Origin of the sequence: Rhodopirellula islandica, from assembly GCF_001027925.1 — a bacterium.
Taxonomy (GTDB): domain Bacteria; phylum Planctomycetota; class Planctomycetia; order Pirellulales; family Pirellulaceae; genus Rhodopirellula; species Rhodopirellula islandica.
Genome location: NZ_LECT01000031.1, coordinates 204,204 through 228,496 on the forward strand (window position 1 = coordinate 204,204; position 24,293 = coordinate 228,496).

At 56.2% G+C, this 24,293-nt stretch carries 16 protein-coding genes; 10 read left to right on the top strand and 6 right to left on the bottom strand.

What is annotated here, in order from left to right; all coding sequences use genetic code 11:
• Window positions 1-34: 34 nt before the first annotated feature.
• From RISK_RS17015 to RISK_RS17025, 3 genes are all read left to right on the top strand, one after another.
• Window positions 35-6,106, top strand: a complete 6,072-nt coding sequence (locus RISK_RS17015) for a DUF4465 domain-containing protein (protein WP_047815504.1) — start codon at window positions 35-37, stop codon at window positions 6,104-6,106.
• A gap of 62 nt (window positions 6,107-6,168) precedes the next feature.
• The gene (locus RISK_RS28680; RefSeq protein WP_236696405.1) at window positions 6,169-6,321 is read left to right on the top strand and encodes a DUF1289 domain-containing protein; all 153 of its coding nucleotides are present in this window, start codon (window positions 6,169-6,171) and stop codon (window positions 6,319-6,321) included.
• Between the two features lie 98 nt (window positions 6,322-6,419).
• A complete protein-coding gene (locus RISK_RS17025; protein ID WP_047815506.1) occupies window positions 6,420-6,977 on the top strand; it encodes a DUF6580 family putative transport protein in 558 nt (185 codons plus the stop codon).
• Here the strand turns inward: RISK_RS17025 and RISK_RS17030 are convergent.
• A complete protein-coding gene (locus tag RISK_RS17030) occupies window positions 6,949-7,833 on the bottom strand; it encodes an NAD-dependent epimerase/dehydratase family protein (protein WP_047815507.1) in 885 nt (294 codons plus the stop codon). The two genes, RISK_RS17025 and RISK_RS17030, sit on opposite strands and share 29 nt — an antisense overlap.
• 149 nt (window positions 7,834-7,982) lie before the next feature.
• On the opposite strand from RISK_RS17030, the gene typA reads away from it, so the two are divergent.
• The 4 genes from typA to RISK_RS17050 all read left to right on the top strand — a co-directional run bounded on the left by typA (window position 7,983) and on the right by RISK_RS17050 (window position 13,606).
• Window positions 7,983-9,863 carry a translational GTPase TypA gene (gene typA, locus RISK_RS17035; RefSeq protein WP_047815508.1) on the top strand — a complete coding sequence of 627 codons (1,881 nt, stop codon included), beginning with the start codon at window positions 7,983-7,985 and terminating at the stop codon, window positions 9,861-9,863.
• A 9-nt stretch (window positions 9,864-9,872) separates the two neighbouring features.
• Window positions 9,873-10,631 (top strand): histidine phosphatase family protein, encoded by a 759-nt coding sequence (locus tag RISK_RS17040; RefSeq protein WP_047815509.1) that lies wholly within the window; start codon window positions 9,873-9,875, stop codon window positions 10,629-10,631.
• 111 nt (window positions 10,632-10,742) lie between these two features.
• A complete protein-coding gene (locus RISK_RS17045; RefSeq protein ID WP_047815607.1) occupies window positions 10,743-11,501 on the top strand; it encodes an ATP-binding cassette domain-containing protein in 759 nt (252 codons plus the stop codon).
• The gene (locus RISK_RS17050; RefSeq protein WP_047815510.1) at window positions 11,498-13,606 is read left to right on the top strand and encodes an ABC transporter permease subunit/CPBP intramembrane protease; all 2,109 of its coding nucleotides are present in this window, start codon (window positions 11,498-11,500) and stop codon (window positions 13,604-13,606) included. The genes RISK_RS17045 and RISK_RS17050 overlap by 4 nt, the downstream gene beginning before the upstream one ends.
• On the opposite strand, the gene RISK_RS17055 is transcribed toward RISK_RS17050, so the two are convergent.
• Window positions 13,603-15,186: an MraY family glycosyltransferase gene (locus tag RISK_RS17055; protein WP_047815511.1), complete on the bottom strand. Its 1,584-nt coding sequence runs from the start codon at window positions 15,184-15,186 to the stop codon at window positions 13,603-13,605. The two genes, RISK_RS17050 and RISK_RS17055, sit on opposite strands and share 4 nt — an antisense overlap.
• Window positions 15,187-15,799: 613 nt before the next feature.
• Between RISK_RS17055 and RISK_RS17060 the strand changes: the two genes are divergently transcribed.
• Both RISK_RS17060 and RISK_RS17065 read left to right on the top strand, forming a co-directional pair.
• Window positions 15,800-16,837, top strand: coding sequence for a hypothetical protein (locus RISK_RS17060; protein ID WP_047815512.1), 1,038 nt, complete (start codon window positions 15,800-15,802; stop codon window positions 16,835-16,837).
• Window positions 16,838-16,910: 73 nt separating this feature from the next.
• Complete coding sequence (locus tag RISK_RS17065; RefSeq protein ID WP_047815513.1) at window positions 16,911-18,260, top strand: polysaccharide biosynthesis/export family protein; 1,350 nt, start codon at window positions 16,911-16,913, stop codon at window positions 18,258-18,260.
• A 90-nt stretch (window positions 18,261-18,350) separates the two neighbouring features.
• On the opposite strand, the gene RISK_RS17070 is transcribed toward RISK_RS17065, so the two are convergent.
• Entirely contained in the window at window positions 18,351-19,046 is a 696-nt protein-coding gene (locus RISK_RS17070) for an RluA family pseudouridine synthase (RefSeq protein WP_047815514.1), read from the bottom strand.
• A gap of 37 nt (window positions 19,047-19,083) precedes the next feature.
• Here RISK_RS17070 and RISK_RS17075 point away from each other — a divergent pair, with 37 nt between their 5' ends.
• Entirely contained in the window at window positions 19,084-20,577 is a 1,494-nt protein-coding gene (locus RISK_RS17075; protein ID WP_047815515.1) for a RecQ family ATP-dependent DNA helicase, read from the top strand.
• 8 nt (window positions 20,578-20,585) lie between these two features.
• Here the strand turns inward: RISK_RS17075 and folP are convergent, their stop codons facing one another.
• The 3 genes from folP to RISK_RS17090 all read right to left on the bottom strand — a co-directional run bounded on the left by folP (window position 20,586) and on the right by RISK_RS17090 (window position 24,292).
• Window positions 20,586-21,500: a dihydropteroate synthase gene (gene folP, locus RISK_RS17080; protein WP_047815516.1), complete on the bottom strand. Its 915-nt coding sequence runs from the start codon at window positions 21,498-21,500 to the stop codon at window positions 20,586-20,588.
• Window positions 21,497-22,843, bottom strand: a complete 1,347-nt coding sequence (locus tag RISK_RS17085; RefSeq protein WP_047815517.1) for a coproporphyrinogen-III oxidase family protein — start codon at window positions 22,841-22,843, stop codon at window positions 21,497-21,499. Before RISK_RS17085 ends, folP begins: the two co-directional genes overlap by 4 nt.
• 108 nt (window positions 22,844-22,951) lie before the next feature.
• A complete protein-coding gene (locus tag RISK_RS17090) occupies window positions 22,952-24,292 on the bottom strand; it encodes an outer membrane protein assembly factor BamB family protein (RefSeq protein ID WP_047815518.1) in 1,341 nt (446 codons plus the stop codon).
• Window position 24,293: the final 1 nt, after the last annotated feature.

Genomic DNA, 24,293 nt, shown 5'->3' on the forward strand with positions numbered 1-24,293 from the left:
CACATCATTGAATCAAACACTCCCTGGATCTGCCGTGAACCCGCTCAAGCCAAGTCGTTTCGCTCGTCGCCGACAGTTGCATCTGACCATCGAACAATTGGAATCGCGTCAGCTCCTTGCCGCGGGCCCTTACGCCCCAGCCGCGAACGAAGTGGGCTCATCCGCAATCGATCGCGAATCGCCCGCCATCGTGGGATGGGCCACCGGCGTGGAAGACTACACCCCGGGAGCCGCGGTGGATGAAGTTTGGCAGGAATCCTCTCGAGCTCTCGGTCCCGCTGAAGGACAATCCGGCAGCATCGTCTCGCTAGGACGAGCGGGAACACTCACGCTGACCTTTGAGGATCCCATTCGAGATGGGTTGGGATTCGACTTTGCTGTGTTTGAGAATTCCTTTTCAGACACATTTCTCGAACTTGGCTACGTGGAAGTCTCTTCCGACGGAGTCAACTTCGTCCGCTTTGAAAGCGATTCTCGCACCGACTCGGCTGTCGCTGCGTTCGGGTCCATTGATCCAACCAATTTGAACAACTTGGCGGGCAAGTACCGCGGTGGATTTGGCACGCCGTTCGATCTGCAAGAACTTCGCGGCACCGCCGGACTGGACGTCACCGCCATCACGCACGTTCGGTTGGTCGACATTTTTGGTGACGGCACCTCGTTGGATGGACAAGGCGACCCGATCTACGACCCCACTCCCACCACCGGCAGTGCGGGACTGGATGTCGATGGCGTCGCCGTGTTGCACGCCAAACAAACGGGTCCCGCGATCATCGATTTCGAAACGCTCGGTTCCGAACTCGGTGCCTCCACTTTTTCCAACCAAGCCCCCAACGGTTTCGAGCAAGAAGAACTGTCACTGAACAACGACTACAACTCGCTGTACGGAAGCTGGCAGGGCTGGTCGATTTCCAAGACAACCGATTCCACCACCGCTGATTTTTCCAATCAATACAGTGCCTTCCCCGGTGAGGGCCATGATGGCTCCGACACCTACGCCGTCGGCTTCTATTCCGAGTATGCCAGCCCCGAAAACCGCCCCACACTCGAACTGGATCCTGAAGTCGGTTCCCAGTTTGATTCGCTTTGGATCACCAACACAACTTACGCCGCACTTTCGATGACCGAAGGTGACCAATTTGCGAAGCAGTTTGGTGGCGACAGCGGCACGGACCCAGACTTCTACGAAGTCGACATCCATGGGCTCGACGACGCGGGAACATCCATCGGCACCGTGACCGTCGTGCTTGCCGATTTCCGGTTTGAGAACTCGGAGGATGATTTCATCGTGGATGAATGGATCCAGGTCGATCTGTCATCGCTTGAAAGCGCTCAAGCATTGCAGTTCCAAGTGCGATCTTCGGACATCGGCGACTTTGGAATCAACACTCCAACCTACTTTGCGGTCGATGACGTGGTCGTCAAACGCCCACAGGTCGCCTTGGATTTCGAAGACACATCGCTCTTGGAATCCGAATCGATGATCGGGCGAGTCTCACGGCCTGCTCTCGATAGCAGTTCGCTGATGACCGTCTCGATCAGCAACTCGAACAGTTCGTTGGTGAACCTGCCAACTCAGGTCACCATTGCAGCAGGCGCTGACTACGCCGAATTCACCGTTTCCACCTCGGACGATGACTTGGCTGGCCCAAATCAAATGGTTGAGTTCACTGCCACAGCTGAACTGCAGGCCCCACGAACTCGAGAACTGAGCGTGCTCGATGACGATGCAACGGGACTCGTCTTTTCAAGCAGTTCTTTGCAACAAACAGAAGGGGCCTCCGCCACCACGCTGACGCTTCGCCGCAATGACTTCGACATCTCATCCCCGTTGGCCGTTTCTGTTTCTGCCCAGCCCGATTCACGGTTGAACTACCCTGCATCGCTCACCTTTCCAGCGGGCCAACGCGAAGTTTCGCTGGTCATCTCGATCACGGATGACGAAAAGTTCTCGCCGGCACAGTCTGTTCAATTGGTCGCCACCGCTGAAGGACACGCTGAATCGGTTGCAACAGTCGAACTCCTGGATGACGACTCGCGTGCGTTGACCGCCACCAACCCAGCGTCTCCCTTGGAAGAATCCAATCCAAGTCAAACCGTCACCGCGATCATCCATCGCAATGATGCGTCGCTCGACCAACCCATGACAATCGGGCTCACCAACCCGAATCCAGAGTTGCTGACGATGCCGGCCTCGATTGTGATTCCGTCTGGATTTGATTCCGTCGAAGTCACCATTGGTTTGATCGACAACGACGTCGCAAACACCAGTCACACGTTCACGGTGGTCGCATCCAATCCGAACGCCGCCACTGCTGAATTCGATGTCACGGTGATCGACGACGAAGCCCCCACCTTCGTGTTGGCTCTGCTTGACTCGCAGGGCGTCGCCTTGAACGAAGTGACAGAAGGACAGTCGGTTCGTTTGTCGGTCACTCGCCCCGCATCCAGCGTGTCTGAATCGGTCACTGTCACGCTGGAACAGTCACTCACCGAACGCATCGATGGGCCCTTGGAAGTCACAATCCCCGCGGGAGCAACCGCCGCGGAATTGACTTGGCTGATCGAACCCGATGAGACATTGACTGGAAGTCTGGACTGGGTGATCGAAGCCAGCACGCCAGGCTTCGAAACCGCACGACTTGAAACCACTGTCTTGGATTCTGATTCGCCAGCACTGACGATCAGCGGGCCAACCGAACCACTGCTGGAATCTGATTCCACCTCGATCGGCGATTTCGAATCGTTCGGGCAAACCTTGGTCGCGGATGAATTCAACAACAACGCCGGACAAGCAGGTGTCTTCGTCGATGGTGAACTGACATTCGGCAATTCGTTTAGCAACGCGTACGGCTTTGACAGTTGGTCTGGGTTCTCGATCAGTCGCGAGTCGGACACAACCACCTCCGGTTTCTTCAACCAGTACGCTGCCATCACCGGCGAGGGCGTTCGCGATTCGAACACCTATGCCATCGGATACAACGGTGCCGATGCCATCATCCGGCGTTCCAATGATTCTCAACCGTTCGAATCCATCGCCGTCACCAACACAACTTACGCCGCACTCTCAATGCTCAACGGCGACGCTTTCGCAAAGCAATTTGGCGGTGAGTCAGGCGATGATCCCGACACATTCGTCTTGACGATCATCGGCAAGAATGAAAATGGCGAGTCGATTGGCGAAGTTGGATTCCATCTTGCCGACTATCGTTTTGAAGACAACTCGCTGGACTACATCGTTGATGAATGGACCACCGTTGACCTCACACCGATCGGCCAAGCAACCCAACTGCACTTTGGATTGTCGTCCACTGACGTGGGCCAATTCGGCATGAACACGCCGGGCTACTTCGCACTGGACGACGTCCAGCTTGCCGCTCCAGGCGAAGGGCTGCCGCAACTCACCCTCCACCGGCAAACACTCGACAACAGCGAACCGTTGGAAGTGAGCTTGGTTGCTGACCGAACCGACATCCGGATCCCTGAAACGATCGTCATCCCTTCTGGGCAAGACAGCGTGTCAGTCCCAGTTCGTTTGATCGACAATCTGCTGGCAGAAGACAATCGAGAGGTCGCGATCACTGCCACGGCAAACGGGTTTGCCCCTCAAGTCATCTCGTTGACCATCGAAGACAACGACACCCAATCGCTCACGGTGACTCACGATTCAAATGAAACGTTGAATGAGTCACAAATCATCGTCATCAACGTGGAAGACACAGGCTCGAGCCTCGATGCCGAATCGTTCCACAACGGCTCTGATCTGTCGGGAGCCATCGTTGCCGGGCCACTTGAATTCCCGAACGTCTACAACGAGCAGTACGACTTCTGGAGCGGTTGGGCGGCGTCCAACGTGACGGACGTGGCAACGCCCGGCTATTCCAACCAGTACGCTGCGTATTCCAACCTCTCTGGGGACCAACCCGGTGGTGGCGATTCTTCTGAGACCTTCTTGATCGGTGCAGGCAGCGGCGACTCCGCTCCCACCCTGACTCTGCCCGAAACAATGTCCGACGCCCGATTCGCGTCCATTTCATTGACGAACAGCACCTACGCGGCACTCTCAATGCAGCAAGGCGACTCCTTCGCGAAGCAGTTTGGTGGAGAAACCGGTGACGACCCGGACTACTTCTTGCTGACAATCGTCGGCCTGGATTTGTCTGGTGAGACCGTCGGAAGCGTTGACTTCTACCTTGCTGACTACCGTTTCGAGAACAACTCACTGGACTACATCGTCGGTGAGTGGACCACCATTGACTTGACCTCCTTGGACGGAGCCTCCCAGCTTCGATTTGACCTTTCTTCATCGGATGTCGGTGACTTCGGGATGAACACTCCCGCCTATTTCGCGGCAGACAACGTGATCCTGGACCAAGTGTCCGCGGAGCCAACGTCGGTGGTGATCCATCGAAATGCAGCCGATTTGAGTTCAGCACTACCGCTCACTTTCGAATCGGACGACCCACGTTTCGCGATCGATGCACCGATCGAGATCCCCGCGGGAGCTGACTCCGTTCGAATCCCGGTCTCGATACTGAACGACCGCACGGTCAACACCGACGGCAGCGCCCGCTGGACAGTGTCCGCAGACGGCCACATTGCCGGTGACGCCAATGTTTCGATCCAAGACGACGAAACCCCAGGCATCGAGTTGCACCGGTTGCTTCAGCCGTTGGAGGTCATCGAGGGCGAAGCAGCCAATTTGTACGAGGTTCGTTTATCGCAACGCCCTGCATCAAGTGTCACCGTTTCAGTGGAAGCTTTGATTGAATCCATGGATGCAGGTGAGCAACTCTCCCTCAGTGCAAACACATTGACATTCACCCCCGACAATTGGTCTGAACCTCAAACGATCACCGTCTCGGCCAACGTGGACACCCTGCAGGAACCCAATCAAACAGTTCAGCTAACACTGCAAATTGTCAGCGACCTCAGTGACCCCGGCTATGCCTCCGCGGAATCCCAACAGGACTTCTTCACACTCGTCGACTACCAACCAACCGACCTGAGTTTGGCGTTGGAAGCGGAGCAATTGGTCCTGCGTGATCTTCGCAATGATTCGGTTTGGACATCCAACAATCGCGACGAACGTTTCGTCGTTGTCCTGAATGGTCAAGCTCAATCGTTGTCGGTCGCCTCGCTCGCAGAGGCGACCGGCTTGGTCACCATTGAAATGGGTGCCGGTGACGATCACGTCTTGCTCGACACCACTTGGTTCACATCGATCGACGGCGGAGAAGGATTCGATCGCTTGATCCTTCAACCATCCGACGGGCTCGCAAATGAAAGCGGCGGATCCACCATCGACCTGGCGGCCTGGCTACAAAATCGGGTGGTTGGATTTGAAGAACTGGTGCTGGGTGCATCCAATCCTGACGAGCCCCTGACCTATCGGCTGGACTCGGCTCGCCTGACCACCTTGCTGGGAACCAATGCTCCCACCATCACCAGCATCGGCAGCCAAAATCTAGAGTTGACCGGAAGCTGGCAACTGGGAGCGCCCCTCGTCGCGGACGGATTGATTCGCCAACGCCTGGTGTCCGAGACGATCGAAGTTCAAGTGATCACCAGCACCCCCTGGCAAAACGCGATTCGCAGCGAAGATGTCAACGCCAATGGCGAAGTCACTGCGTTGGATGCATTGACCGTCATCAACCGGCTCAACTCAGGCGAGTCCGATGAATTGCTGACGCCCAATGACCCCAATGAACTGATTGGCCGTTTCTACGATGTCTCTGGTGATGGGCGGGTTTCCGCCCTGGATGCGTTGCAAGTGATCAATTATCTGAATGGAGAAACCGCCTCAGGCGAACCAGTCACCAGCTCCCCTGATGCTCGATCCATTCAGATCTCGCCGGAATCTTCACGCATCGAAGCGATCACGACGAATCAGCTAAACCAAGCTCAAGCATCGGCACTGGATGGCCCTCAGACGCTCGCGTCGATCGTTCCAGAATCGTTGAGGCTTTCCGATCCAGGCGGTTTATCCACGGAGCTGATTGATCAGCTGTGGAGTGAATCGGGGCGTGAATCCGACGATGATTCCGACTCGTCCGAAAACGGCGAGTGGATCGATTCCCTCGAGTTGCTGGGTGACTCCGCATGATCCCACCCACCGACACGCCCAAGTCGCCCTGCGTTGGGGTTTGCCAAGTGAATCACCAGCAAATGTGCATCGGATGTTCACGAACTTTGGGCGAGATTGGCAAATGGTCGATTGCATCCCCAGCAGAAAAACGTTCCATTCTTGAGTTGGTACGCCAGCGGCGGGCCGCTCAAGCTCCACCGGTCCAAACAGCGCCAGGCGAGACCAACTCGTGACGTCTCGTCATCCGACGAACATGGCCTGTTGGCCCCTCCTAGTTTCCGTACCTTTGAATTTCCCGCCGTACCTTTGATTTTTTTGATTGAGTGTTCCTGTGAATCCAAGTAACAATCTGCAACGTTTTGCAATCGTTTTGGCCATGATCGGCATCGCTGTCGCTTCCCGCCTGCTCCCGCACCCACCGAACTTCACACCTTTGGCAGCGATGTGCTTGTTTGCCGGTGCGATGACGGTCTCTCCCCGAATCATGGCCGTGTCGGTGATCATCGCGATGTTGATCAGCGATGCTGTGCTCGGATTCCATTCTTTGATGCCAGTTGTCTACGGTTGCCTGTTGGCGAACTTTGTCATCGGTCGCAAACTGGTCGGTGCCAACACCAGCGCGCTCACGGTCTTCGCAGGTTCGCTTGCCGGCAGCGTGCTGTTTTTCCTGGCCACCAACTTTGCCGTCTGGGTCGCGTTCTACCCTTCGACTTGGACCGGACTGACCGCATGCTTCGCAGCAGCCGCCCCATTCTTCCAGTACACCTTGGCGGGTGATTTGGTTTACAGCGGTTTGTTCTTCGGCGTCTACGCACTGGCAACCAGTGGCGTCGTCTCAACACACGGCAATCTTCAACGAGCTACAGTTCCTGCACGAGCTGGCGAATAGTCTCGTCCAGTCTGGATAGCCCGCCAAATTGAAAGCCAAGTGACTCCAGCTTGGCCGATGACATTTCTCGGCCAGAAGATTTGGGATCACCGGTGAGCATCGCTTTCGAGTTCGTGATTTCCATCACGCGGCTGGCAATTTCATGCTCCGAGAAAAATCGATCGCAGCAATTGTAGGTTTCTCCCGCGATCGGTGATTCTGTTTCGAGCAAGGTTGCAATCGCAGCGGCAACGTCTTTGACATGCACGACTTTTCCGCCGCCATCCGCTGGAACGGACTCCCCACGAGCGACAGCTCGCATCAAGTCAAACCACTTCGAATTCTCTAGCGGAGTGTCGACACCGTAGATGGCGACCGGGCGAAGGCTGGCGGCGTTGATTCGGCCTGAACTGCCGTACGCGTGCACCATCGTTTCCATCGATGCTTTGCACGCGCCGTACAGAGATCCGGGCCGCAGCGGATGCTGTTCATCCAGTGCAATGCCCTCCACGACGTGCTGGTGAACGGCCCCCGACGAAACAAAGACGAACCGCCCAACTGAATGGGCGGCGGCTGTTTCGAGCAGAGCAATCGATCCCATCAAATTGGTCTGGATGTAGTCCAGCGGCTGCTGCGGGACATCCATGAAGCCGGCCCCTTCACGCGCCAAAGCGGTGTGGACGACCGCATCGCAGCCGGCGACCAAGCCTTCCACCGAGCCTCGATCGTCCAGCTCACCACGGACCCAATCGACCCCCTCTAACTCTGGGGGAGCCGCTTTCCGGGTCCATCCGCGAACGGAGTGGCCGCCCTGCAACAGATTCGAAACGACGTGTCGACCCAAAAAACCGGTTGCACCGGTGACAGCAACGAGCATCGAAAACCTCTAAATGCAAAAATAAACCCACTTAGACACGCCTAGCGTTGCCGCAGGGCGCACAAAACGATTTTTGACTGGTTGACTTTCCAATGGGCCGTTAGAACGTGGGCTTCCGCCTGAAACGTTTATCCATTGAAAGTTGTCCTTTGTCTTCCACCGCATCCCCTTCTCAAGACGCCGGCACTGAAATCTCGAGCAACACCGCTGTTCGAGAAGAGATCCGAAATGTCGTCATCATCGCACACGTCGACCACGGAAAAACCACGCTGGTGGATTGTCTGCTGCGACAAAGTGGTCAGTACCGTGACGCAGAGCTCAAGGGCGAACGGATTCTGGATTCCAATGATATCGAAAAAGAACGCGGAATCACGATTCTGTCCAAGAACATCGCGGTTCACTACCGCGGCGTGAAGATCAACTTGATCGACACCCCGGGTCACGCGGACTTCGGCGGCGAAGTCGAACGCGTCGTCCAAATGGCGGACGGTGCCCTGGTGTTGGTCGATGCAGCTGAAGGCCCGATGCCACAAACACGATTTGTGCTTGAAAAGGCACTGCAAGCCGGCGTCAAACCGATCGTCGTGGTGAACAAGGTCGACCGTCCTGATGGACGTCCTCCCGAAGCACTCGACGAAGCACTCGAATTGTTGGCCGACCTCGGTGGCGAAGAACAACTCGACAGTGCCGCTTACGTTTTCGCGAGTGCCAAAGAAGGCTACGCCACCGACGATCCCACCAAAGTCACCAAAGACATGACTGCTTTGTTGGATCTGTTGGTCGATCACCTGCCCGGTCCAACCGTCGATACCAAGTCCGACTTTCAAATGATGGTCACCACGTTGGACTGGAGTGAATACGTTGGACGAATCGCGGTGGGTCGAGTCAACGCAGGAACAATTGAAACAGGACAGGCAGTCGACGTTCACACCATCGATTCCTCAGGCAATCCAATCGTCCGAAGAGTCAAAGCATCGTGCTTGCACGTGTTTGACAAATTGGGACGTGTCCCCGCGGAGAGCGCCGGCGCAGGCGACCTGATCGCACTGGAAGGCCTCGATGACGTCGAAATCGGTGACACCATCACCGCCTGCGACACAGGAAAGGCGTTGCCACGACTGAAAGTCGATGAGCCGACCTTGGAAATGGTCTTCAGCGTCAACTCGTCACCGCTGGCTGGCCGCGAAGGCAAGTACGTCACGACGCGTCAAATCAAAGCCCGCTTGGAAAAAGAACTGGAACGCAACGTTGCACTTCGTGTCTCCATGATCGAAGGCACCGAAGCCTACGCCGTTGCCGGCCGAGGCGTGCTTCACTTGGCCGTCTTGATCGAAACCATGCGTCGCGAAGGCTATGAGCTGAGCGTTGGAAAACCACGTGTGGTTTTCAAAGAGATCGACGGCAAAAAGCACGAACCATTCGAAACCCTGCGTGTGGAAGTCCCCACCGAAGCGATGGGTCCCGTCATGGAACTGGTCGGTTTGCGCCGTGGTCAACTGGAAGAAATGAAGCAACGTGGCGACTACAGCCTGCTCCGTTTCATTGTTCCCTCGCGTGGTTTGATCGGATTGCGAACTCGATTGCTCAACGCGACTCGCGGAACCGCCATCATTCACCACCGATTTGAAAGCTACCGCGTGGTCGAGGGCGATGTGCCCCGCCGTGCCAACGGTGTTCTGATTTCGATGGTCGGCGGCAAAACCATGCCGTTTGCCTTGTTTGCATTGCAAGATCGTGCAGAACTGTTCATTCCACCGGGCACCGAAGTGTACGAGGGGATGATCGTCGGCGAAAACGCTCGCGAAAGTGACATGACCGTGAATCCATGTCGCGAGAAGAAGTTGACCAACATGCGTGCCAGCGGCAGCGATGAAAACGTCATCCTGAAGCCACCACGCGACATGTCCCTGGAAGCGGCCCTCGAGTACATCGAGGACGATGAATTGGTTGAGGTCACGCCTGAATCCATTCGCCTGCGAAAAATCCTGTTGAAGGAATCAGACCGCCGTCGCCAAGGCCGCAACATCTGATCCTGACCGATGCAGTTGCTACTCATTCGACACGCCGAAAGCGAGAACAACGCCAAACCGGTGCACGCTCGCGTTTGTGATCCAAGCATCACGGCGCGAGGTCGACTGCAAGCGGACTGCCTTGGAAAATGGATGTCGGGACTGGCCATCGATCAGCTGATCACCAGCCCGTTTCTTCGCACGTTGGAAACGACTCGATTCGTTCTGCAACACGCACACACCGCCCCGCGACGGTACCCGATCGCGGTTTGGCACGATGTGTTTGAAAATGGTGGCTGCTACCATGGTCATCATGAAAAGAACTTCCGTGGTGCGGAAGGCTTGGGCCGAGAGGCGATTCACTCGTTCTTTCGAGACATCAGCGATCAACTTCCAGATCGCGAACCGCCTCCTCTCACGGTGGACTCCGAGATCCAAAGCGACGGATGGTGGGGCGGCAGAGATCCCGAATCTCCTGACCAGATGCGAGCTCGTTCCCGCTCGGTGATCGAACGTTTTGAGAACACGTTCCCACAACGACCGAGTCATGAGCCTCGCAGTCTTTCCACCGATCCGGTGGTGGTCTTGATCGCGCACGCCGATTTCTTGCGTGAGATGTTGTCGCTGATGCTGGCAGGAACCGTCGCAATGGAGTCGGTTGGTCCCATCCCCAACACATCCGTCACTTCCCTACAATGGTCAACGACGGGCTGGAAATTGGATTCGCTCAACAGCGTGACCCACTTGCCTCCGCGATTGGTGACGGGACATCAAGCGATGCTTTCCTAATCCATTGTTTTGGAGGTGGAAGCAGACCCGATGCGTTGTCAGCAACGTAGCAGTTCGTTGCAACGGCAACTTTCCTTGCTGCTTTCTTCTCCGCCAAGTCCGTTCTCAACCATGCTTTTGATCGATTCGCTGACCAAACGATTCTCGATCGAAGGCGGAACTGTATTCGCGGTCGACAGGCTGTCGATGCGAGTCTCCCCCGGAGAGGTATTCGGCCTGTTGGGCCCCAACGGAGCAGGCAAGACAACCACGTTGCGAATGGTGCTTGGGTTGCTCGAACCAGACGAAGGATATGCGGAAGTCGCTGGCATTCGAACCGCTGAAAACCCGTTCGCAGCCAAGGCCAAACTAGGTTTTGTCTCCGCCAGCGACGGAGTCTATCCCTGGCTATCGGTTCGCGAGATGCTTCTATATTTCGCAGATCTTTATGGCGTGGCTCCCAAGAAAGCAGCGGATCGACTGAAAGAACTCGCCAACGTGATGCAAATCGAAGCGTTGCTGGATCGTCGGGCGGGTTCTCTCAGCACCGGGCAGCGGCAACGAGTGACCTTGGTTCGGGGGCTGATTCATGACCCGCCCGTGATGTTGCTCGATGAACCGACGCGTGGGTTGGATGTCGTCGGGGTCCAAACCATCTTTGAATACATCGCCCACCTTCGGTCTGCGGGGAAAGCGGTGGTTGTCTGCACTCACCGATTGGATGAAGCCGAACGGCTTTGTGACCAATTCGGACTGCTTCATCAGGGCCGCATTCGCTACCGCGGCACACTGAATGATCTTCGCCAAGAAACCGGACGCGAACATCTCGTGGAGATGTTTGTTGACTTGATGCAATCCACTGAACCGGCGCTGACCGAGGACCACGCGTGAATCTTTCCTGGTCTCGGCTTGGCCGACTCACACTCAAAGAACTTCGGGAAACTCTGCGAGATCGACGGACAATGCTGACATTGGTGATGATGCCATTGTTGGTTTACCCGTTGCTGAGCATGGCCCTGAATCGCTTCTTGCTCTCGTCTGGGATGCCGGCCGAGCAAGCCTTTCTGGTCGGTGTCTCGTCGCCCGCCGAACGCGATTTTCTGCAGGCGCTGATTGAAGATCCGCGAAGCGCGCCTCCGGAGCCCATCCTGAAGGTCAACGGAGGCCAACTGGCACAGTTCAAGGTCGTTGTGCCCGAGGAGATGTCCGCCGAAGACGCGTTGTCTCAGAACCGACTCGACATCGCGGTCAAGTTTCAAAACGGCCCTGACTCCGTTCACTCCGTCGAAATTGTCTCGTACAACAACGATCAAGCCAGCAGCACGGCCCAAAGGATCCTGACGGAGCGTTTGCAATGGCTGCAGTTGGCCGAGACCATGAAGATCGCTCAGAGGATCGATCCAAACTACCGAGCCATTGATTTGCGAATCCGGTCGATCGGCGAGAAGGCATCGGGCTCGATTCTTGGGACGGTGATTCCCCTGGTTCTGGTCTTGATGACAATCACGGGAGCGGTCTACCCAGCCATCGACCTGACTGCGGGTGAGCGAGAGCGGGGCACGATGGAGGCCTTGATGGCCTCTCCGGTTCCGCGCTGGTGGGTGCTGCTCGCGAAATACCTTGCGGTGGTCAGCGTGGCGTTTCTCACCGCCATGGCGAACTTGCTAGCGATGTTTGTGACCATGAAGGTGACCGGACTGGTCAGCATGCTGGCTGGGGAAGATTCCGCGATTGGCCTACTACAGATTTTGCAGATCCTCGGACTGTTGATGCTCTTCAGTTGCTTCTTCTCTGCATTGCTGCTCTCGCTCACCAGTTTCGCCAAGTCATTCAAGGAGGCCCAGGCTTATCTGATCCCTGTGATGCTGCTGTCACTCGGTCCCGCCATGCTGTCCTTGATGCCGGGCGTGAACCTGGAGGGACCGCTGGCCGTTGCCCCGCTTCTCAACATCGTATTGCTCGCACGCGACATTCTTTCAGGCTCGGCATCCACTGCCGGTGCTTTGATTGCCGTCACGAGCACGCTGTTTTATGCAGCGGCAACGCTGGGCATCGCCGCCAAATTGTTTGGCAGTGACGCAGTGGAGCGGACCAGTCAAAAATCGTTTGGTTCGCTTCTTCAGCGTCCCGAATCGATGACGAACCATCCCAGCGTGAGCCAAGCGGGGTTGGTCGTTGCGTTGCTTCTACCAGCCTCCTTCCTGATTTCGAATGGCTTGATGCAGTGGCTGCGTGTTCTTTCCGAAAGCATCTCGATCAGCTCCCAGTTGCTGCTCAATGCACTGAGCTTGATCCTGGTATTCGGTCTGATTCCTCTGATTGCAACCATCATTGGGAAGCATCGCTTTCGGTCCACCTACCGGTTTGCAAAGCCGCCGATGGCCTCTTTTTTAGGCGCCATCGTGCTTGCCGGAGGCGCGTGGGCATTTGCTCATGAAGCGTTGGCACTCGCCGATCAGTTCGGAATCGCTTTGTTATCCGATGACCAAATCGAGCGCACCCGGTCCTTGTTGGACAAATGGAAAACCGTCCCGCCTTGGATCCTGCTGCTGACCATGGCAGCGACTCCCGCACTCATCGAAGAACTCTGTTTTCGCGGGTATTTATTCTCCGCGTTCTCGGCCGTTCTTCGTCCCTGGCAAACGATCGTCGTCACCGCGGTGCTCTTTGGGCTTTTCCATGTGTTCGTGGGCAGCACGCTCCTCGTCGAACGGTTCCTTCCCACGATGCTGCTGGGACTGCTACTGGGCTGGGTGGCTTACCGAACGGGAAGCGTTTGGCCGGGCGTCTTGCTCCACTTCGTCCACAACGGGATGCTGGAAATGGCCGCTCGTTATCACGAACGACTGGATTTCTTGGGGCTCAGCGATGCGGATGGCTCCAAACACTTGCCACCAGCCTGGATTGCCATTTCAGCGATCCTCGTCCTTGTTGGCCTTTCCATCGTTGCGTGGTCAACACGTAGCAAAACCGTCGTGAACCAGGCATCGACCTAGCTGGTCGGAGCCGTCTCGACCTCTTCTGTTCCGACCGCCGGCTCTTCGCTCTCAGGCTTCGAGAGCTTGCTCGCTGCGTTCAGTCGCGCGGCGGCTGTCTTTTTATCCAAGTTCGCGACCAAGTATCGGACTTGCGTCTGCAGTTCTTCAGCGTGCTCGAGGAAATAGCTCAGGTGAGCCAGCGATTCTTGCGACGAATTCGCAATCACTTCCACCTTGCCGATTGGAACCGCTTCCTCTTCGCCGGGTCGGGTCGCATACAATGGGATCCGCACCACACTCTGAACCGACTTTTCTGGCAACCGAACGCTTTGCCACGTCGCGTGATAGCCTTCATGCAACCAAGCCATGTTCGCGTCGATTTGCACCTTGGCAAAATCATGACGCTTCGCGAATTCGACCAAAGGTTCCCAGACGGGCTCCCAGCAACCTTCGCCTTGAATTTGAACACTCCGCAAATGCTTGGAGGATTCGCAGTCTTGGGGACGAACAACGAACGAGTGAGCGAAGTGATACAGACGCCCTAACAGAAGCCTGCACTCCGAATGCCCAAACGTTCGCGTCAGCACCAAGAAACCGAGAACCACAACGGCCCCGACGAGGACCAACCAATCTTGGTTGAACCGCACCGAAAGAATCGCGATTGCGGAACTGAAGCTGCAAAGTCCTGCCACGACCAACAACATGCCGTTCGGGCCAAACTTCTCGTTCAACAGGTGGTGCAAGTGACCGCGGTCGGTCGCATACATGCTGCGTCCGGTCATCCATCGTCGAATGATGGCGGCGGTCGAGTCGAACAGCGGCAGCACCAAAATGGCGACCGGCGCGGCAACCACAACAGCGGACTCCTTCAGCGAACACCACATCGCCAACACGCCAACGATCAACCCGATCATCATGCTTCCGGCGTCGCCCAAAAAGATGCTTGCCGGCGGACGGTTGAACACCAAGAACCCGAGCAAAGCACCACACAAGGCGGTGGCAGCAATGACGGTGGAGGCCGAATGCCCACTGGATGCACTGAGCAGTGCCAACCCGCCGCAAACGAACGCTCCCACAGTGGTCGCCATCCCATCGGCACCGTCAAGCAGGTTGAGCGCATTGATTGCAAGCAACAACCACAAAACGCTGACAGGCAGAGCAAAGATCCCCAAGGGGATTTCGAATCCGAACAGTGAAATCGATCGCATGACGGTTCCACTTGCGACGACGATCATGGCGATCACGCACTGAGCCAGCAACTTCTGCCGGCCTCGAAGGGCCCATTTGTCGTCGATCAATCCGACAACCAGAATCGCAGTGGAGGCTCCCAGCAAGACAAACCATCGTGACGACAACTCCGTCATCTTGCTGAACTCCCCCCAGCCGCTTTCATACGCGATGCCGACAACAAAAGCGATTCCTGTGGCAAGGAAAACCGCCAATCCGCCGGCCAAGGCGATGGGTCTGTCGTGAAGCTTCCGCTCAGCATCAGGGTTGTCAACCAAACCGATTCGAATTGCAAACGCACGCACAACCGGCACCAACACCAACATCGTGACGAAGGCAGCTGCAAGAGTGACGAGGATGAATGGTGTCATTGCTAGTTGATTGGATCAGAGGAGGGCAGTTTGACACGGATGCATCGAAAAGTACCACCAAGGCAGGCTTGGCGGGCCGTTCATCAGTCAGCAAGGCCGACCGGCAAACCCTGTGTGACAAGACTACCTCATCATTTTAGTACAACGGTTCCGCGTTGCATCATCTTACGCGTCAGACCGGAATCCACCCCCAGGGGTCACAAAAAGTTCAATGATCTTCGTCGGGATTGCGGTCAACAATCGTTGTAACCGAAAGATCTCCCCAAATCCTGCAACTCAAAAGGGGTCGTGGCACCCCTCTTGCGTAGCGAAAACACTGGGGTTTTCGCGATGAACGCGCCGGGACACCTGAGATTTTCTCGCCTCCCGGAACAGCTTCACTAACCCGACCGACTGCTAGCACCCCCAATTCGTGCACATTTGGCTAAACCAGAATCCCCGAAGCGGCGATAAAGAATGCGGGGACATCGCTCGCTAGCACAATCGCTACAAGCGGTGCGACCCAGATTCCGAGAGCCGTTGCAGCCAGTTTTGGGGGCAAGATGGCGACTGGAAATGTTGCACGCACGAGTCGTGTGATCCAGATAGATCCGCCGCTAGGGGAGCCGGCATTATGACCCAGCTTAATCGACATGACGCGTCCGTCCGCCCGAAGCAATCGAGGCGAAACATCATTCGCCAACGAGCTCAACGAGCCTTCTTGGCGAGTCTTGCGGCAGGCCTTTTGACAACGGGAATGACTGGCTGCACCATCATGGGCGGCCTGTCATCCAAAATGACCCGAAGCGAGTGCGTTGATGACTTCATGGTCTCGCACCGCAACAAGGTCATGGCTTCCAAGGCTTGGTTGCGAAACTCACATTGTCACAAAAACCATCGGCACATGAAGGACCTTCGCAAGGGCTTCATCGAAGGCTACATGGAAGTTGCCACCGGTGGATCGGGATGCACGCCCGCTGTGGTGTCTCCTGACTACTGGGGTTGGAAGCACCAGTCCGGTGATGGTCAAAGTGCCGTGAACGCTTGGTTTGAAGGCTTTCCACTCGGTGTGAAAGCAGCGGAACAAGACGGGATTGGATATTACAACCAAATTCGTATCCAAACGCCGACACGTCCCGCACCTGCCGCGATGACTGGCTCGATGGCGCCCACGCCGGCCGCCGCTGCTCCGCCCGTCGCAACGACCAACGCCCTGCCACCCGGCATCCAACTCGGTGCAGGCGAGACACTCGTGCCAGGCCGAGTCACGTTTGAAGACCCGAATGAACCAGCGGTTGGCTTCCCAGAAGAAGCCCCCGCCAACTTGCCGGTTCCAGTCAAGCAAGCCAGCGAGAAGATGTCGGATCCCAAATCAGACGCCCTGGATGATCCATTCTCTCAAATGACGCCCACTCAACGTCCTTCGGATCACTTTCCGGAAGCGACCGAGTCATTCTTGAGTGATCTTCCCGAGCAAGATACCTCGACGCCGGTTGACCTCGTTCCGAAAGAATTTCAGACACCGGTCAGCACGAACGTCGCCGAACCAACGCAAGACGAAATCGACTCGGTGATCGAGGAGATTTTTGGACGGCCAGATCGTCAGGCCCAATCAAACGAAGCAGTCGAATCGCCTGCAAACAATCAATCGATGCAATTCTTGTTCGATTGATTTCAGACCGTTCCTCAACCACAGACCAGTCCGGGCGGCTTTGCACCCGATTGCACTTTCAGAGAGTTCAAGGATGAACATCAACCTCTTTCAAACCCGAGTGTGGAAACACATTCGCTACACGGTTGGACTTGGCGTTGCCGCGTCGCTGGTCGCTTCATTGACCGGCTGCTCGTCGTTGACCCAGCCAATCGATGGCGTGCCGGCTCACCGCTTGCCACCCGAATTCTTCCCGGCTCCCAAGAACAATCTGGTGCCGGTGGATATCGCGTTGCTATCGCTCGAACCGCCACGTGACTATCAACTGGGCCCGGATGACATCCTCGGCGTCTACATCGAAGGTGTTCTGCCCTTCAACCCGCCGAACACGCCGCCCGAGCCACCTCCGGTCAACTTCCCAGAACAAGACAGCACTCTGCCGCCATCGATCGGTTACCCCATCGCGGTTCAGGATGACGGCACGCTGTCGCTGCCACTGATTGAACCCCTGGAGGTCGAAGGGCTGACGCTCGATCAAGTTCGCGAAAAAATTCGTGAGGCTTACATCGACAATGACATCCTGCGAGAAGAAAAAGCTCGCCCGATTGTCACACTCATCAAAGAGCGAACCTACGACGTGATCGTGGTCCGCGAAGATGGACTGGGCGAAAGCAACCAACGTTCACTTCAGGCTCAGTCCAGCGAGTTCATTCGTGGCCGTGACAACTCGGCCAGCGGTGGCTTGGTCAAACTCCCTGCCTACAAGAACGACATTCTGCACGCTCTTGTCGAAACAGGTGGTTTGCCGGGGCTCAATGCCAAAAACGAAGTGCGAGTGTTGCGAGCCAGCGAAGCTGACAAACGCAAGCGAGCTCAGTTCGTCCGAGACTTTTACGCGTCTCAACGCAACGCCATGCTCGATCCCTGTGTCTGCCCGCCTGAACTGCCGCCAGACCCATCGATCCTTCGCATCCCATTGCGATTGCCACCAGGAGTCATTCCCAACATCTCACCGGAAGATGTGGAACTGCAAGACGGTGACATTGTTTACATCGAAAACCGCGAAACGGAAGTCTTCTACACCGGTGGCCAGTTGCCCGGCGGCGAATTCCCGCTCCCTCGTGACTATGACTTGGACGTCCTGGGAGCGATGGCTCTCGCTGGAGGAGGCATCGGACAAACGACCGGTGGCAGTGGATTCGGAGGAGCACGATCGGTTGGCGGAGTCCCACCAGGAATGCTGTATATCTTGCGTCAAACACCTTGCAACGGACAAGTTGCGATCGAGGTGGACCTTGCGAGAGCAGTCAACGACCCGCGAAGCCGTCCACTGGTTCAACCTGGCGACACTTTGATCTTGCAATACAAGTGTGAAGAAGAACTGCTGAACTTCGGCCTCGGTACTTTCTTCACCTACGGTATCCAAGAACTCCTGCGGAACTGATCCTCGATCACCCTTGAGTCAAACGAACGAAACGTCGTCTTCAAGTTGGAGACGACGTTTTTTCGTTGCTGGCCCCAGCGACGCTCGATCTCAACGCCCACCCAGCAAACTCGAATCGAGCTTGCTCTTCCAGACCTCTGGAACGGGTGCTTCAAAGGTCAGGCGTTCTTTTTTTGTTGGATGCATGATCGAGAGCCGCCAACTATGAAGCGCGATCCCGGTCGGCCAAGACCGTTCGCTTCCATACTTCGTGTCACCCAAAATGGGAAAGCCGGCCTCCGACCACTGCAGGCGAATTTGGTGCTTCCGGCCAGTCAGCGGTTTGACCTTCAACAGCGTTGAATCGCGTTCGTACCCGGACACGTCAAATTCCAAACGAGCCTCCTTCGCGTCCGCTCTCGGATGATGAGCCACTCGCATGCGATGGGCGGCATCGTCTTTGTAGACATCATCGACTAACACGCCCTGCTGCTGCTCGACCCGTCCCGCCACCACCGCAAGGTAGGTTTTCTTGGCTCCCTCGCCAGAATGGTTCGCGAACTGGGGCGTGAGTCGACTGGCTGCTTTGCTCGTCCGCGCCAAGACGATCACCCCTGAGGTCATCGAATCCAGTCGACTGACAATGCCAAGGTAGACCTTCCCGGGTTTGCTGCAAGTTCGCCGGATGTAGTCACACCCCAACGAATGCAAGGTCGGCTGCCCAGTCGCTCCCATCGTCGCTAACTTAGTGGGCTTGTTCACCACGAGCAAATGATTGTCTTCGTAAATGACATCGACTTCGCTCATGATCTTCGAATCCTCAAATTAGAAAGTTGCGTCGCCGATGGATGGTCCCGCCAACGCGAATTTGAAATCGGACAAGCGTTCGCTTGAGCAAGCCCAACCCATTCTGCGGGATGTATTCGGGCACGAGTCGTTTCGCCCCAGTCAGTCGGCCGTCATCCAACACATTCTCGCGGCAGAGCACGCCATGGTGATCATGCCCACGGGGCGTGGCAAGTCACTGTGCTTTCAAATCCCCGCCTTGCTCGGATCGGACGACGATCTGACGCTGGTGCTTTCACCACTGATTGCGTTGATGCAAGATCAAGTGGATGGGCTGGTCGCGAAAGGCATCGATGCCACTCTCATCAATTCCTCACTGGATCGGATGGAGCGAGAAAAGCGACAGGAGAAACTGCGTCAGAATCGCTACCGGTTGCTCTACGTCACGCCTGAACGATTCCGGAAGCCTGAGTTCCTCGACGCTATCTCAGGACGAAACATTCAGCTGCTTGCGATCGACGAAGCTCACTGCGTCAGCCAATGGGGGCACGACTTCCGGCCAGACTACAGCCGAATTGCCGACATTCGAAAACAACTTGGATCTCCGACGACCATCGCCCTCACCGCAACCGCCACGGCAGAATGTCGCGCCGACATCGTCGATCAGATCGGACTCGAAGATGGCGACATGCGACTGTTCCACGAAGGAATTGATCGCCCCAACTTGCGAATCGATGTCGAAACAGTGATGGGTGACGACGAAAAGCTCGAACAGATCCTGAAAGCTCTCTCTGAACCGCTGCTTCCGTCACCAACCCCTCAGGCCAGCGGTGGGACGATCCTCTACTTCTCGTTGATCAAGACGTTGACGCGTTTCAGCGACCTGCTCTTGGCGAGATCCATTGATCATGTCTGCTATCACGGCGATCAATCACGCAAGGATCGACGTCGGATCCAAAACCAATTCATGTCGGGCGAACGAGATCTCGTCCTGGCCACGCCTGCTTTTGGCATGGGAGTCGACAAGGAAGACATTCGGCTGGTCGTCCACGTCGAAACCCCAGGTTCCATTGAGTCCTATTACCAAGAGATTGGACGGGCGGGCCGCGACGATCTGCCGAGTCGTTGCCTTTGGCTCTACGATCAAGATGACCTGATGACACAAATGCAGTTCATCGAGTGGGCCAATCCGGATGCCGATTTCTACGATCGCCTGATGTTCTCACTCGAGAACCACGCGGATCGTTGCATCGCGTATGGCCTGGACTGGCTTCGCAACGAACTGCAACGGGTCAGCCCGCATGACCACCGGGTCGACACTGCCCTCGCCATGCTCGACCGGCATGGCGTGGTCGCAGGCCCGCGGGAACCAGAATGCTTCCAATTGATCGGCCCGTTGCCAGAACAATTCCGAAACAACTCGTGGCTCTCAGAGAAACGGCAACGCGATCAAAAACGCCTGTATGCGATGGTTCAGTTTGCTGCGACACCGAGTGATGAACGCCAAGCTTTTTTAAACCGCTACTTCTTAGAAGATGCGTCGATCCAATGAACCGTCCATCACGATGCAGCAGCTCTGGCATCCAAGCCACCCGCTGCTTCAAACAAGTCCAAAGCCTGAACGGTTTCCGCCACGTCATGCACACGAATGACATGAGCACCAGCCGCAGCGACTGCCATCGACACCCCCAGCGTGCCAGCCATCGGGTCGTAGTCGTCGCCTGAAAAACGCTCCTTGCTCTGCAACAGCTTCTTAATGAATCCCTTCCGGGAATGCCCAATCAAAATGGGCGTTCCGTGCGAAGCGAAGCGTTGGGTTGCGGTTAACAAGGTGAGATTGTGCTCGTGGGTCTTCCCAAACCCGATTCCGGGATCCAGACAAATACGCTCTGAATCAATCCCAGCGTCCAGGCAAGCTTGCCGGCGAGCCAACAAATACCGTTCGATCTCCGCCACGACATCGTCGTAACGAGGATCGTCCTGCATCGTTTGCGGGTTGCCTCGCATGTGCATCACGCAGACGCCTGCCGATGTTTCAACGGCGACCGCAGGCATCATGGAATCACCTTCCAAACCCGTCACATCGTTGATGATCTCTGCGCCGGCGTGGATTGCGGCTCGCGCAACGGAGGCTTTGCTGGTATCGATGCTGATGGGGATGGTCAACTGACTCGCCAACCGCTCAATCACTGGCACAACACGGCGTACTTCGGTCTCCGCATTCACCGGATCGCTGTAGGGACGCGTGCTCTCACCGCCGATGTCAATCAAGTCGGCTCCCGCGGATTGCATTTCCAACGCAACGTTGACCGCATCCGCCAAAGTCTTCTCACTCGCAAGTTGCTCACCTGCAGAAACGAAGCGGCCACCGTCTGAAAAGCTATCCGGCGTGACGTTCAAAATCCCCATCACGAGCGGACGTCGGCCGATTTCCAAGCAACGCCGAGACGTCCGCCACACCGCGCGTCGGATCATGTGTAGCGAACGTTCTGGTGCTCAGGCTCAAAGAATGCCGGCAGCAATGAATCCACTCGCAGCAACCCCTCACGAGTCAAACGAACCTCATCGGGATGCACTTCTGCCAGGCCTTCTTCCACGTAACCATCCCAAACCGATTTCCAATCCTCCACGATATCAACGCCAAACTTGGATTGGAAATAGTCCCGTTCGAGGAAACCGCGTTTCAGCAACAAAATCATTTCGCGAATCAACGCTTGGTGCTCGGTCGGAACAAATCCGCGGCCGAGCGGCAACTTCCCTTCCTCAATCGCGCCGAGGTACTGCTCCATGTGGGGCAGGTTTTGGTAGTGAGCGCCCGCTGCGTGGCCAAAGCTAGCGATGCCAGTTGCTAACAGGTCGGCACCTCGCCAGAGATTGTCACGGTAAGAGAAGTTCACTTTCCCGGTGTCTTTGACCAACGTGTAAGCGCTGCTGACTTTGTATCCTGCTGATGTCATCTCATCGAAGGCGTAGCTGACCCAGTCGCGTTTGGTCTGCCAGTCAGCCACCGGGCTGTCAATTTTGTTGCCCAAGATATCGGCGCTGTAAACCGTGTTGAACGGCAGTTCCATTTGGTAGATCGTCACGCTTTCTGGCGACATGTCGATCGTGCGACGAATGTTGTCTCGCCAGTTCTCCCATGTCTCACCCACCATTCCCGAGATCAGGTCAATGTTCACATTGGGGAACTGAGCCGCTTCAATCCACTCCCAAGCCGCGAAAACTTGTTTTGAGAGGTGAGCCCGACCGTTCTCTTCCAACAACTTGTCGGAGAAGTTTTCAATTCCCAAGCTCAACCGGGTCACACCCAATTGCTCACGCAATGTCTTGACTTTGGTCTCACTCAGCGTGCCTGGTTCACATTCAAAGGTGACTTCTTCGGCACCATCCCAAGTGATGTGCTCGCGCAAACGATCGGCGAGTTTGGTCAATTGTTTGGGCGAAAGAAAACTGGGCGTCCCACCGCCGAAGTAAACAAACCGAAACGGGCGATCACCCATCACCGGCAGTTGACTGACCATCGAAATCTCGTTGCACAACGCATCGACGTAGCGTTGAACTTCTTGAGCTTTCACGTCCGTGAAAACTTTGAAGTAACAAAACTTACAACGCTTTCGACAAAACGGGATGTGCAGATACAGCCCCAACGGATTCTCGCTGGTCGGTGCGGAATCCATGCGTTGCTTCACGTCATCGAGCGAATCCGCTTTCCACTGGCTGTAGGGCGGGTAATTGCTGATGAAGTAGCTGCCGACTTCCGTCTTGCTACCTTCCGGCTTTTTTTCGCGAGACTCGTCCTGGGTCGATGCAGTCGTCATAAAATTCCCGTTTGCGTGCGAATGATCAGTTTCAGAATAGTCGATTCGCTGCTCACACCGAACCGGTGAGCCTCGAATCCTGGCCAAAAACGCTTCGGTAAAGAAGCCTTACTTGGGCCCAAAGCTGCGTACCATGCCTTCATCGTCCGCGATGACCAAACGCCCCCCCACAATGGCAGGCTCACCGATGAAGGCACCGCGAATTTCGAAATCCCACTTTTCTCGTCCGTCAAGGAGCGCCAAACGCACGAGTCGGCCGTCCGTCGATGCGATCCAAACATCCTCGCCCGCAATCACAGGGGAAGCGTCCGCACGCCGTTTCAAAGTCACCCTCCATCGAAGTTGGCCAGTTTCGCGTTCAATCGCATCCACCGTTTTGTTGCGACTGGTCACGACAACCACTTCGTCGGTGACCGCGACGCTGCCGCGGTATTCCTGGCTTCGATCGGGATCACTGTATTCCCAAGTCGGCTCGACGGGAGCATCCGAATCGTTTGATGGTGAGAACGCGTACAGCACGCCATCCATGATCGGAACAAACAATTCCCCTCCCTGAATCGCGGGTGTGCTGCCCGTTGGGCCTCCCAATGGAATCGCTTCCCGTGAGGCCTTGCCGGTGCTCAGGTCCACCACATGCAACCCGCCATCGCATCCGCCCAGGTAAGTCTTCCCATCGCCGATGGTCGCGCCACAGCGGATTTGGTCGCCAGTTTCATACTTCCAAATCAGCTCGCCCGAATCCAAAGCAAAACAATACAAACTGCCATCCTGGCTGGTGACCAACACCCGCGGCTGCAATTCAATCTCCCCTGCTGAATCAGGCCGGCGCAACACGTAGAAAGAAGGCGACGCGCTGATTTCGCCACCGGTCAAGCTTTTCCAAAGCTGCTCCCCTGAGACAGGATCCCAAGCGACAACATTGCCTTCGACATCTCCCGAAACCAAAACAGGCGACAGGTTTTCGGCCCACGATTGAATTCCTGCCGGTTGCAAAGGACTGGTATTCGCCGGCAGGTCGCTCGCATCCAGAACATTCACAGCTCCCACAGACGGGCGAACGTCCAGGGGCAAAAACAGGGCAGGGGAAGCGACGAACCCCGTCTCCAACTCGTGCCGCCACATCGACTTTCCCGTTGAAAGCGAGATGGCTTCGAGACCGCCCATCACATCCACCACGAAAACGTGGTTGCCATCGCTCACGGGAGCGGACTCAATCGCTTCCGCGGTCTTGGTTTCCCATTGCAGCACCAACTCTTCCGCCAATCCGGTCGCTCGTGCTCCGGTCCCGGCGAAGTTCCCACGTGCCGTTGGCCAAACCGGCGAAACAACATCTTCTGCGAATGCCGCAGGCAAAACGCATCCGCCTAGTAACACAGCGAGACAACAACCGACTCGAATCATGGCGGGAACCTTTTTTGCGGATGCGGTGTCTTGAAAGCAGTGAATCATC

What these genes read in the sequence shown, in the direction of transcription:
- RISK_RS17055 (WP_047815511.1), bottom strand. Translation starts at nt 15,186, where the DNA reads ATGACACCATTCATCCTCGTCACTCTTGCAGCTGCCTTCGTCACGATG.
- RISK_RS17070 (WP_047815514.1), bottom strand. Translation starts at nt 19,046, where the DNA reads ATGAGCGAAGTCGATGTCATTTACGAAGACAATCATTTGCTCGTGGTG.
- RISK_RS17075 (WP_047815515.1), top strand. Translation starts at nt 19,084, where the DNA reads ATGGATGGTCCCGCCAACGCGAATTTGAAATCGGACAAGCGTTCGCTT.
- RISK_RS28680 (WP_236696405.1), top strand. Translation starts at nt 6,169, where the DNA reads ATGTGCATCGGATGTTCACGAACTTTGGGCGAGATTGGCAAATGGTCG.
- RISK_RS17085 (WP_047815517.1), bottom strand. Translation starts at nt 22,843, where the DNA reads ATGACGACTGCATCGACCCAGGACGAGTCTCGCGAAAAAAAGCCGGAA.
- RISK_RS17090 (WP_047815518.1), bottom strand. Translation starts at nt 24,292, where the DNA reads ATGATTCACTGCTTTCAAGACACCGCATCCGCAAAAAAGGTTCCCGCC.
- RISK_RS17060 (WP_047815512.1), top strand. Translation starts at nt 15,800, where the DNA reads ATGACCCAGCTTAATCGACATGACGCGTCCGTCCGCCCGAAGCAATCG.
- folP (WP_047815516.1), bottom strand. Translation starts at nt 21,500, where the DNA reads ATGATCCGACGCGCGGTGTGGCGGACGTCTCGGCGTTGCTTGGAAATC.
- RISK_RS17040 (WP_047815509.1), top strand. Translation starts at nt 9,873, where the DNA reads ATGCAGTTGCTACTCATTCGACACGCCGAAAGCGAGAACAACGCCAAA.
- RISK_RS17030 (WP_047815507.1), bottom strand. Translation starts at nt 7,833, where the DNA reads ATGCTCGTTGCTGTCACCGGTGCAACCGGTTTTTTGGGTCGACACGTC.
- RISK_RS17065 (WP_047815513.1), top strand. Translation starts at nt 16,911, where the DNA reads ATGAACATCAACCTCTTTCAAACCCGAGTGTGGAAACACATTCGCTAC.
- RISK_RS17045 (WP_047815607.1), top strand. Translation starts at nt 10,743, where the DNA reads ATGCTTTTGATCGATTCGCTGACCAAACGATTCTCGATCGAAGGCGGA.